The sequence below is a fragment of the Actinosynnema sp. NPDC023658 genome (assembly GCF_040639995.1).
GTDB lineage: Bacteria > Actinomycetota > Actinomycetes > Mycobacteriales > Pseudonocardiaceae > Actinosynnema.
Genome location: NZ_JBFAAX010000728.1, coordinates 1 through 2,865, shown reverse-complemented (window position 1 = coordinate 2,865; position 2,865 = coordinate 1). Strand labels below are relative to the sequence as shown.

3 protein-coding genes are annotated in these 2,865 nt (G+C 72.6%); all 3 read left to right on the top strand.

From position 1 onward, the window contains the following. Positions 1-200: 200 nt before the first annotated feature. On the top strand, positions 201-1,640 hold the full coding sequence (locus AB0G02_RS33855; RefSeq protein ID WP_360802541.1) for a cellulose binding domain-containing protein: 1,440 nt from the start codon (positions 201-203) through the stop codon (positions 1,638-1,640). Positions 1,641-1,839: 199 nt separating this feature from the next. Beyond that, positions 1,840-2,400 (top strand): MarR family transcriptional regulator, encoded by a 561-nt coding sequence (locus tag AB0G02_RS33850; protein ID WP_360802538.1) that lies wholly within the window; start codon positions 1,840-1,842, stop codon positions 2,398-2,400. Next, positions 2,397-2,825: a hypothetical protein gene (locus AB0G02_RS33845; protein WP_360802534.1), complete on the top strand. Its 429-nt coding sequence runs from the start codon at positions 2,397-2,399 to the stop codon at positions 2,823-2,825. Before AB0G02_RS33850 ends, AB0G02_RS33845 begins: the two co-directional genes overlap by 4 nt. The last annotated feature ends 40 nt before the right edge of the window (positions 2,826-2,865 follow it).

The following is a 2,865-nucleotide window of genomic DNA, read 5'->3' as shown; positions in this document are numbered from 1 at the left end:
GCTGTCCGCCCCACGGCGGCGGGCAGCCGGCCGCTTCCCGTGTTCCGCGGCCACCTGAGACGACCCGCACCCGCCAACCGGGTGAAACGCGGTTGGATGGCGGCTCATCCCGTTGACGAACACGATCTCCGGAAACCCCGTGGTCGGCCCGCGTCGCAGGCCTGCCCGCGCCATCCCGGCACGAGATCCCAGGAGGCTCGATGAAGCGCCCCATCGCGGTACTCGCCGCACTCGCGGCGGTGATCGCACCCACCACGACCCTGGCGCCACCGGCGTCGGCGGCGACCGGCTGCCGCGTCGACTACTCGGTCGCGAGCCAGTGGCAGGGCGGTTTCCAGGCCAACGTCAAGATCACCAACCTGGGTGACGCGCTCAGCGGCTGGACGCTCGGCTTCGACTTCACCGACGCCGGGCAGAAGCTCACCCAGGGCTGGAACGCCACGTGGGCCCAGAGCTCCGCCCACGTCACGGCGCAGAGCGTGGGCTGGAACGGCTCCCTCACCACCGGCGCGTCCACGTCCATCGGGTTCACCGGCACGGTCACCGGCGCCAACCCGGCCGCCACGAAGTTCACCCTCAACGGCACGGCGTGCAACGGCGACCCCGGCGGCGACCCGGGCACCGGCACCGGCGCCCTCGACCGGGTCAGCACCCCGGGCCGGACGCAGGTCGGCAGCGACGCCCTGAAGTTCAGCTGGCCCGGCACCTACTTCGAGGGCCGGTTCCGCGGCACCGGCGTCGGCGTCGTGCTCAACGACCCCGCCGCCGACTACGAGGTCCAGGTCGACGGCCGCACCGCCCGCACCCTGGTCACCCCCGCCGCCGGCACCCACTGGGTCAACGGCCTGACCGACGCCGAGCACACCGTCCGGCTGGTCAAGCGCAACGAGAGCACCTGGGCCACCAGCTCCTTCGGCGGCTTCGTCGCCGCGGCGGGCGGCACGATCCTGGCCAAGCCCGCCGCGCGCACCCGGCAGATCGAGTTCATCGGGGACTCGCACACCGCCGGCTACGGCAACCTGTCGACCAGCCGCGACTGCACCGGCGACCAGGTCAACCGCACCACCAACACCGACCAGGCGTTCAGCGCGCTGACCGCCCGCGGCCTCAACGCCGACTACCAGGTCAACGCCTTCTCCGGCCGCGGCATGGTGCGCAACTACAACGGCGGCGAGCCCGGCACCAGCTACCGCACCTACTACGACCGGGCGCTGCTCGCCGTGGACGGCGACGTGTGGCAGAAGCCGGCGAGCTGGCGACCGCAGCTCGTCGTGGTCGGCCTGGGCATCAACGACTTCTCCACCGCCCTCAACCCGGGCGAGAAGTGGTCGACGCCCGAGGCCCTGGTCGCCGACTACAAGGCGGCCTACCACGGCTTCCTGGACAAGCTGCGCACCCGCTACGGCACCGGCACCACCATCGTGGTCATCGGGACCCAGGGCAGCACCGCCTTCACCACCAGCGCCCAGCAGGTCGTGAGCGAGCGCAACAGCCGCGGGGACGACCGGGTGCGGTACTGGTACCAGGACAACTCCGGCCTGGACCTGCTCGGCTGCCACTGGCACCCGTCGCTCCACGACCACCAGCTCATCGCCCAGCGCCTCGGCTCGTTCATCTCCACCCTCCCGCTGACCTGGTGACCGGCGGCGGTTCCCCCGGACGTCGGGGGACAACGCCGGGAACGGACAGGTCCGGGCGCACCACCGCCTGACACCCGCTGTGGGGACCGACGAAGGTCGGTCCCCACAGCCGTGTCACAGGGTTGGCCGGCCGGCGTGACAACTCCGGCCACAACTTCCGTGACAGATAGAGAAGCACGTACTAAAGTACTGCTTCATCATGAATGACGTAGACAACGAACCGGACGCGTTCGGTCGCGACCCGGACGACCGGCTGTTCGACCCGAAGGCCAGGGCCGCGCTGGAGCGGTTCGCGCCCGGCGACGACATCAGCGCCATGGAGGCGGCCGCGGCCGTCCGCGCGGCGGCCAAGAGCCTGGAACGGCTGCGATCGAGGGGAACGGACAGCCGCGGGCTCAGCCCCGGCGCGCTGGACCTGCTCATCCGCCTCAGCGGCAGCGAGAACGGCATCAGCATCAAGGACCTGGCCGAGTCGGCCGGGGTGAGCTCGCGGAACGTGACCGGTCTGGTGGACACGCTGGAACGGGGCGGGCTCGCGGTGCGGGTCCCCGACTCGCGGGACCGGCGCTCGGTGCTCGCCCGGATCACCCCGGTCGGGCAGACCTGGCTCGACGAGTTCCGCCGGCCCACCCAGGCGGCCATGGCGGCGCTCTTCCGCGGGTTCACCCCGGCCGAGACGACGCTGCTCCGGCACCTGTGCCTGCAAGTCGTCGAGAACCAGCACGTGTTGGCCCGCTACCTCGAGGAGCAGACCCGATGACGAGCACGACCGCCCGCACCCGGGCCGCGGTCCAGGACTACCACCGGGCGAGGTTCGCCGGTGACGTCCCGGCCGCGGCCGCCCGCCTCTCCGACGGGTTCACCTTCCGCAGCCCGCTGATCAGCTCCGACGCCGCCGGCCACCTGTCCGGGCTGGCTGGGTTCCTCCAAGTGGTCACCGGCGTCGAGATGATCAGCGAGCTGTACGGCGAGTCGGAGGCCACGCTCGTCTACGACGTGCACACCGCCACGCCGGTGGGCGTCCAGCGCACGGCCGAGCACTTCCGCCTGCGGGACGGGCGGATCGAGTCCATCACCCTGATCTTCGACGCCACCCGCTGGCACCCGGTCATGGCCGCGGCCGGGGGGGGGGCCCCCCCCCCCCCCGACGAGCGGGCGCCCGCCCCCCCCCCCCCCCCCCCGTGAGGGGGCCGCCCCCCCGCCCCGGGCGCGGGCCCGGGTGGCC